This window comes from Streptomyces poriferorum, assembly GCF_019399235.1.
In the GTDB taxonomy this organism is placed as follows: Bacteria; Actinomycetota; Actinomycetes; order Streptomycetales; family Streptomycetaceae; genus Streptomyces; species Streptomyces poriferorum.
Window position 1 is genome coordinate 1 of record NZ_JAELVH010000309.1, and the last position, 7,568, is coordinate 7,568.

The 7,568-nt window shown below is 71.5% G+C and carries 7 protein-coding genes and 1 pseudogene; 4 read left to right on the forward strand and 4 right to left on the reverse strand.

From position 1 onward, the window contains the following. Both JGS39_RS33950 and JGS39_RS33955 read left to right on the forward strand, forming a co-directional pair. The coding region (locus tag JGS39_RS33950; RefSeq protein WP_219573601.1) for a DUF3152 domain-containing protein at nucleotides 1-322 on the forward strand (322 nt) is incomplete at its 5' end. Between the two features lie 115 nt (nucleotides 323-437). Further along, complete coding sequence (locus JGS39_RS33955) at nucleotides 438-1,133, forward strand: DUF3152 domain-containing protein (RefSeq protein WP_219573602.1); 696 nt, start codon at nucleotides 438-440, stop codon at nucleotides 1,131-1,133. Between the two features lie 9 nt (nucleotides 1,134-1,142). On the opposite strand, the gene JGS39_RS33960 is transcribed toward JGS39_RS33955, so the two are convergent. The 4 genes from JGS39_RS33960 to JGS39_RS33975 form a co-directional block, all read right to left on the reverse strand. Next, nucleotides 1,143-1,787 (reverse strand): imidazolonepropionase-like domain-containing protein, encoded by a 645-nt coding sequence (locus tag JGS39_RS33960; RefSeq protein ID WP_219573603.1) that lies wholly within the window; start codon nucleotides 1,785-1,787, stop codon nucleotides 1,143-1,145. Between the two features lie 11 nt (nucleotides 1,788-1,798). Further along, the gene (gene mqnC, locus JGS39_RS33965) at nucleotides 1,799-2,998 is read right to left on the reverse strand and encodes a cyclic dehypoxanthinyl futalosine synthase (protein ID WP_219573604.1); all 1,200 of its coding nucleotides are present in this window, start codon (nucleotides 2,996-2,998) and stop codon (nucleotides 1,799-1,801) included. Nucleotides 2,999-3,070: 72 nt separating this feature from the next. Further along, complete coding sequence (locus JGS39_RS33970; protein WP_219573605.1) at nucleotides 3,071-4,840, reverse strand: serine/threonine-protein kinase; 1,770 nt, start codon at nucleotides 4,838-4,840, stop codon at nucleotides 3,071-3,073. 325 nt (nucleotides 4,841-5,165) lie between these two features. Continuing rightward, nucleotides 5,166-6,044 carry a menaquinone biosynthetic enzyme MqnA/MqnD family protein gene (locus tag JGS39_RS33975; RefSeq protein WP_219573606.1) on the reverse strand — a complete coding sequence of 293 codons (879 nt, stop codon included), beginning with the start codon at nucleotides 6,042-6,044 and terminating at the stop codon, nucleotides 5,166-5,168. Between the two features lie 365 nt (nucleotides 6,045-6,409). Here JGS39_RS33975 and JGS39_RS33980 point away from each other — a divergent pair, with 365 nt between their 5' ends. Beyond that, nucleotides 6,410-6,613 carry a cold-shock protein gene (locus JGS39_RS33980; protein WP_003967102.1) on the forward strand — a complete coding sequence of 68 codons (204 nt, stop codon included), beginning with the start codon at nucleotides 6,410-6,412 and terminating at the stop codon, nucleotides 6,611-6,613. A gap of 159 nt (nucleotides 6,614-6,772) precedes the next feature. Next, a pseudogene (locus JGS39_RS33985) lies at nucleotides 6,773-7,443 on the forward strand (MerR family transcriptional regulator). Nucleotides 7,444-7,568 lie beyond the last annotated feature (125 nt).

A 7,568-nucleotide genomic window follows, 5' to 3' on the forward strand; every position in this document is an offset into this window, starting at 1 on the left:
GACCACCGACCGCATCTGCGCGACGGGCGACATGAACACGCACGGCGAGGTCAACTGCCGACTGGCCGAGGTGGTGATGGTGAACCTCAAGCGCTGGCAGACCGGTTCCCCGGAGTTCCACGGCCCGCTCGCCGAGTACCGCGCCCTGATCGTCAACCACGAGGTCGGCCACTGGCTCGGACACGGCCACGAGACCTGCCCCGGCGAAGGACGGCCCGCCCCCGCGATGATGCAGCAGATCTACGGCCTCAAGGGCTGCGTCTCCAACGCCTGGCCCTACGACGCCCAGGGGCAGTACCTCGGCGGCCCTTCCGTACGGTGACGCCCGTCCGGCCCGTGCCCGGACGATCGATATGTGTGCGGACTGAACCAATCGGCGCCGGCGCCGGTCCTTATAGCGGGGAAGGCAAACCGCAGAGGACTGGGGAGGGGCGCGGATGTCCGCAGGGGATGTGCGCCGGGGAGGGTCGGGGGAACGCGGCCGGAACCGGCTGTTCGCCAAGGCCGTCGTGCCGGTGGTGCTGGTGGCGGCGGCCGTCGTGGGCATCCGGTGGAGCGGTGGGCACGATCCGAGCACCTCCTCCGCGTCCGCCACCTTCACGGTCGCCCGCGAGGGTGCCACGGAGACCGGCAGGGGAGACGCCTACCGGGTCGAGGTGGAGAAGGGCTCCGGGCTGGACGCGGACGAGGCCGCCGCCGAGGTCGCCCGCATCCTGGCCGCGCCGCTCGGCTGGTCGCACCACGGCAAGCACTCCTTCCGGCAGGTCGCCGAGGGGCCGGCGGGACTGGTCGTCCGGATCGCCACCCCCGCGACCACCGACCGCATCTGCGGAAGGGGCGGCCTCGACACGCACGGCGAGGTGAACTGCCGGGTCGGGACCGACGTCATGGTGAACCTCAAGCGCTGGAAGACCGGTTCGCCCGAGTTCGACGGTCCCCTCGCCGACTACCGGGCGCTGATCATCAATCACGAGGTCGGCCACTGGCTGGGCCACGGCCACGAGACGTGCCCCGGCAGGGGCCGGCCCGCGCCCGCGATGATGCAGCAGATCGACGGCCTCAAGGGCTGTGTCGCGAACGCCTGGCCGTACGACGCCGCCGGGAAGTACCTCGGCGGCCCTTCGGTGCCGTAGTACCGGGCCCTATCTGCCCCGGTACACCAGTCGTCCCGCCGCCACCGTCGCCACGCAGCTCGCCGCGCCCGCCGCCAGCAGTGCGGCCTCGTCCGGCACGTCGAAGGCCGCGAGGTCGGCCCGTTCCCCGACGGCGAGCGGCGCCGCCGTCGCTTCGGCCACCGTCGCGGCCCCGGCCAGCGGGTCGAGCAGCGGCGCGGCGCCGGGGCGCTCCGGTGCGCCGGTGACCAGCAGCCCGGACCGGCGCATGGCCGTGATCAGGGCGGGCGGTGCGGTGGGGGCGGCCGTCGCCGCGGTCGTACCGTGGCGGAGCATCCGGTGCAGCCCGCGCCGCACGCTGCCGGCCCGCCAGGTGTCGTCGGGCCCGAGCGCGTCGAGTGCCCCGCCGGTCAGTGGCGCCGTGCCGAGGGTGTCCGCCTCGCGCGGATCGGGGAAGTACGACTCCTCCAGCAGCCGGACGGCGTCCCGTTGCAGGAGCCCCGGGGTCAGGACGCCCGGCCAGCGCCGGACCCGGGCGGCGGGGTGGGCGGCGGCCAGTTCCCCGTACGGTCCGAAGTCCGCGATCACCGCGTCCTGCACGGCGACCGCTCCGCCGGGCACGGGCGCACGGCCGCCGCCCGGCAGGAGCAGGGCGGCGGCGTGGATCGTCAGCAAGGCGAAAGGCCCTAGTTGGCGCCCAGGAGCTTGAGCTCCGGGTGGGCCGTGCCGCCCTCGATCGCGGTGGACGAGATGTGCGAGACGACGCGCTCGTCGACCGGGTCGTTCGCCGGGTCGTCGTGGACGACGAGGTGCTCGTACGTGGTGGCGCGCTGGGCCGGAACCCGGTCCGCCTTGCGGATCAGGTCGATGATCTCCAGGCGGTTGGAGCGGTGCTTGGCACCGGCGGAGGAGACGACGTTCTCCTCCAGCATGATCGAGCCGAGGTCGTCCGCGCCGTAGTGCAGCGACAGCTGGCCGACCTCCTTGCCGGTGGTGAGCCAGGAGCCCTGGATGTGGGCGACGTTGTCCAGGAAGAGCCGGGCGATGGCGATCATCCGCAGGTACTCGAAGAGCGTGGCCTGCGTCTGGCCCTTCAGCTTGTTGTTCTCCGGCTGGTACGTGTACGGGATGAAGGCGCGGAAGCCCCCGGTCCGGTCCTGTACGTCGCGGATCATGCTCAGGTGCTCGATGCGCTCGGCGTTCGTCTCGCCGGTGCCCATCAGCATGGTGGAGGTCGACTCGACACCGAGGCCGTGGGCGATCTCCATGATCTCAAGCCAGCGCTCGCCGGACTCCTTGAGCGGGGCGATCGCGGTGCGCGGCCTGGCCGGGAGCAGCTCGGCACCGGCGCCGGCGAACGAGTCGAGCCCGGCGGCGTGGATGCGGCTGATGGCCTCCTCGGCGGAGACCTTGGAGATCCGGGCCATGTGCTCGATCTCGGAGGCGCCCAGCGAGTGGATGACCAGCTGCGGGAACGCCTTCTTGATCGCGGAGAAGTGCTCCTCGTAGTACTCCACGCCGTAGTCCGGGTGGTGTCCGCCCTGGAACATGATCTGCGTGCCGCCGAGCTCGACCGTCTCCGCGCAGCGGCGCAGGATGTCGTCGAGGTCGCGGGACCAGCCCTTGGCGGTGTCCTTCGGCGCGGCGTAGAAGGCGCAGAACTTGCACGCCGTGACGCACACGTTCGTGTAGTTGATGTTGCGCTCGATGATGTACGTCGCGATGTGCTCCGTACCGGCGTACCGGCGCCGGCGCACGGCGTCCGCGGCCGCGCCCAGGGCGTGCAGGGGCGCCGACCGGTAGAGGTCGAGGGCCTCCGCCGGAGTGATCCGGCCGCCTTCGGCGGCTCGGTCGAGGATGGGCTGGAGGTCGGCCTTCTCGGTCACCGGGCTGTCACCTTTCGGCGGTTTTTCAACGGATCTACGGACCGGTTCAGCGTACGCCAGCCCTGCTCCGGGTCATTGGCCGGACCGGCTCAGCGTGCCGTACGGAAGTCCGGCGCCCCGCTCGTCCGACCGGAACCGCAGGGTGCCGTCGGCCGCCAGGGTGAAGTGGACGTCGGCGACGGTGCTCGTGCACAGGCCCGCGGTACTGGGGCGGTCCGGGTCGGCGCGTTCGCGCAGCGTCAGTTCCTTGTCGGTGCCGGAGGTGAGGGAGGCGCGGCTGTTGCAGCTGACCTCGATGCCGAGGGTGGAGAGCGACGTGTTCATCCTGACGACGTCGGCGCCCTTCTTCCCTTCCTCGAACACCGCGGTGAGCGTGCCGTGCGGCTGGCCGCTGGTCTTCTCGGTGATCGGCCCCTTCCAGGTGCCGATGAACCCCTTGGGTACCTCGGTGACCTGCCGGGCGCCGCCGGTGGCGGAGGCCGTGGGCCCGGGTGTGGGTTCCTTGCTCGACGGTGTGGCGCCCGGGGCCGTGCCGGTGTCCCCGTGTTCGGCCGTGTTGGAACCGCTGCCGCCCGGCATCAGGTCGAAGAGGAAGGCGCTGCCCACGGTCACCGCGGCGAGCGCGCCGGCCACCGCGAGGGCGACGGTGCAGCTCAGCCTCCGCCCGCCGCGCTCCCCCGGACCGGCCTCGGTGCTCACGCCGACGCTGAACCGGGGATCGGAGGTGCGCTGCCCGGGCAGCCCGTCGGTCCCGGCGGCCGACGGATACGGCGCCGGGCCGGGCGTGCCGTACGGGCCGGCTGCGGAGTACGGGCCGGGAGTGGGGGCCGGGCCGGCCGTGGGGTGCGGTTCGACGGGCGGGCCGAACACACCGGGAGCGACGCCCCCGTTGAAGCCGAACGACGCGTGGGTGAACGGCACGGGCCCCGACTGCACCGGCGCCTCCTGCGGTTCCAGGTCGAGCAGCGCGACCGCCGACCTGCTGACCTCGCGCACCAGCGGACCGGGCAGCCAGCCCGCCGCCACCGCGGCCGCCGCCCCACCGGGCACCAGCTGCCGGGCGAGCTCCGCCGGGGTGGGCCGCCCGGCCGGGTCCTTCGCCAGGCAGGAGGCGATGACGTCACGCAGCCCGCCCTCCAGCTCGCCCAGTTCGGGCTCCTCGTGCACCACCTTGTAGAGGAGTACGGCGGAGGAGTCGCCGAGGAAGGGAGCGGACCCGGTCGCCGCGTACGCCAGCACCGCGCCCAGCGAGAAGACGTCGGCCGCGCCCGAGACGTCCAGGCCACGGATCTGCTCCGGCGCCATATAGCCGGGCGAGCCGACCGAGACGCCGGTGGAGGTGAGCGAGGCGGTGGCGTCGATGGCCCGGGCGATGCCGAAGTCGATCAGCCGGGGACCGTCGAGGGCGAGCAGCACGTTGGACGGCTTCACGTCCCGGTGGATCAGGCCCTGTCCGTGGACGGCGGCCAGCGCCTCCGCGAGCCCGGCGCCCAGGGTGCGTACCGCCTGTTCGGGCAGCGGCCCGTGCTCGGTGACGGCTTCCGAGAGCGGCGGCCCGGCGACGTAGCCGTGTGCCACCCAGGGCACGGGGGCGTCCGGGTCGGCGTCCAGGACGGGCGCGGTCCACTGCCCGCCGATCCGCCGCGCCGCGTCCACCTCCAGCCGGAACCGGGCACGGAACTGTTCGTCGAGCGCGAAGTGCGGGTGGACGACCTTGACCGCGACGGTCCGGCCGCCCGCGCTGCGCCCCAGATACACCCGGCCCATGCCGCCGGCCCCGAGTCGGCCCAGCAGCCGGTAGGCACCGATGCTCAGCGGTTCGCCGGCTTCGAGCGGCTGCATATAAGGACTCCCCTTGTGGACCGGCCGGACCTCCGACCGAAGCCTAGGGGCGAAGGTCATCGGGTCACAGGGAAACCATCCGCCGATTTCGCCCCCAAGGGAACGAACGACGCCATTCACCACAACAAAAGGCGTGAATGTGCCGTTCCCCGGTTCGATTGCGGGAGGGGTCGAAGACGTACTCCTGTCATACTCCCGAGCCCTCCCGCCAATCGGCCATTCAACGCGAATTCACCCGAATCGATATCGGTATCCGCACATCCGCACGGGCCGCGCGGGCCGTACATCCGTCAGCCGTCGAGCGGTGGCTGCCGGGCGGTGGTCGTCACCCGCCGAGCAGTTCCACGTTCACGTCCGCGGGGAAGCCCGTGGTCGGGCCGGTCCTGCGGGCGAACTCCGTGACGCCGGCCAGCTGGGCGGGGCCGAAGCGGAAGTCGAGGGTCGTGAAGTAGCGCTCCAGGACCTCCGCGTCGAAGGCCTCCCAGCGCGCGGCCTGCTCCGCGACCTTCGTGACCTCCTCCAGGGACACGTCGCGCGAGGCCAGGAACGCCTCGTGCACCTTCTTCACCGCGAGGGGCTCGGCCGCCAGGTAGTCCTTGCGCGCGGCCCAGACGGCGAAGACGAACGGCAGCCCGGTCCATTCCTTCCACATGGCGCCCAGGTCGTGGACCTGGAGCCCGAGCCGGGGCGCGTCGTGCAGGTTGGCGCGCAGCGCGGCGTCACCGATGAGGACGGCGGCGTCCGCCTCCTGCATCATCAGGCCGAGGTCGGGCGGGCAGGTGTAGTAGTCGGGCGTGACGCCGAACCGCTCGGAGAGCAGCAGCTGCGCCAGCCTCACGGAGGTGCGGGAGGTCGAGCCGAGGGCCACCCGGGCCCGGTCGAGGTCTTCCAGAGGGCGCTGCGACACGATCACGCACGACATGACGGGCCCGTCGCACCCGACCGCGATATCGGGGAAGGCGACCAGGTCGTCGGCGTTGCGCAGGAACTCCACGAGGGTGACGGGACCGATGTCCAGGTCGCCTCTGATCAGCTGCTCGCTGAGCTTCTCCGGGGTGTCCTTCGAGAGCTCCAGATCGAGCAGGGTTCCGGTCCGTGCGAGCCCCCAGTAGAGGGGAAGGCAGTTGAGGAACTGGATGTGGCCGACGCGCGGCCTGCTGCGACGGTCGTCGCCTGCGACGGTTGAGACGGTTGAATTGTCCACATCGCGAGGCTAGACCCGCGACCGGCGGACGGCCTCACCGGGGGCGCGCGGCGTCGCACCGGCCCCTCTTCCGGCGCTCCGGGAATGGTCGCCGAAGGGGTCTCGGAAGGCCTCTCGGGAAGGGGCCGGGAGTCACCCGGAAGGAGCATCCCGAGCGGTCATCCGCACGGCTGCCAAACATCCGGTTGAAGTGATCTTTCCCTCTACCGTTCCCCACATGCTGCGTGCTAGGCTCATCGCCAAGTTGCAGTTTGGTTTCCCTTGCAGTACAGAGCCTGCGGAGCATGTAACCCGCAGGCTTTTGTAGTTTTCAGACTTCTTTGCAGGTTCTGGAGCAGGGCAACCCTTTGGCCCAAGGAGGGCTTATGGCTACCGGAACCGTCAAGTGGTTCAACGCTGAAAAGGGCTTCGGCTTCATCGCCCAGGACGGCGGCGGCCCGGATGTCTTCGTCCACTACTCCGCGATCAACGCGTCCGGGTTCCGCTCCCTCGAGGAGAACCAGGTCGTGAACTTCGACGTCACTCAGGGACCCAAGGGTCCGCAGGCTGAGAACGTCACCCCGGCCTAGTTGCCCGGGTCGGCCGATCGCGGCCGGTAACGCAGTACCCAAGGAGCCCCGCTCCCCCGCTTCGGCGGAGGAGCGGGGCTCCTGCCTTTGGGTGACGCGCACCGGCCGGCTGCCACGCTTGACCTTGACGCCGTGTGAGGCCTTGCACTGGGAGACATCATGTTCACCATCGGAGACTTCGCCAGGTACGGGCGGGTGTCGGCCCGGATGCTGCGTCACTACGACGCCGTCGGGCTGCTGCACCCCGACCGTACCGACCCGGCCACCGGCTACCGCTACTACGGCGCCGCCCAGCTCGCCCGGCTCAACCGGATCATCGCCCTCAAGGATCTCGGCTTCACGCTCCAGCAGGTGCGGGCCGTCCTCGACGAGGAGGTGGGCCCGGAGGAGCTGCGCGGAATGCTGCGGCTGCGACGCGTGGAGCTGGAGGCGGCGATGGCCGCGGCGGCAGCCCGGCTGGCGCAGGTCGAGGCGAGGCTCCGGTCGATCGAGAGCGAGGGACACATGTCCGTGGACGATGTCGTGATCAAGAGCGTTCCGGCGGTACGGGTCGCGGAGCTGACCGCCATGCCGGGGTGACGGTCTCGGCCCCGGCCGGGCCGCTGGGTGACACCGGGGTGACGGTGATCGAGCTGCCGCCGTTCGAGGCGGCGACGATCGTCCACCGGGGTTCGATGGACGGGATCCTGCCTACGGCGCAGGCCCTGGCCCGGGGGATCGAAGCGAGCGGCTGCCGCTCGACGGGGTACGCGCGGGAGATCAGCCTGGAGTGCCCCGAGGACCGGGACAAGTGGGTGACGGAACTTCAGGAGCCGGTGACCCGGGCCTGATGCCTACGGGGAGGGGTGGGGGCGGCCCGCGTGCGGCCCGCCCCCACCCCTCCCCGTAGGCATCAGGCCCGGGTCACCGGCTCCTGAAGTTCCGTCACCCACTTGTCCCGGTCCTCGGGGCACTC

Coding starts and splice junctions, on each gene's coding strand:
- JGS39_RS33980 (WP_003967102.1), top strand. CDS start 6,410: ATGGCTACCGGAACCGTCAAGTGGTTCAACGCTGAAAAGGGCTTCGGC.
- JGS39_RS33970 (WP_219573605.1), bottom strand. CDS start 4,840: ATGCAGCCGCTCGAAGCCGGCGAACCGCTGAGCATCGGTGCCTACCGG.
- JGS39_RS33955 (WP_219573602.1), top strand. CDS start 438: ATGTCCGCAGGGGATGTGCGCCGGGGAGGGTCGGGGGAACGCGGCCGG.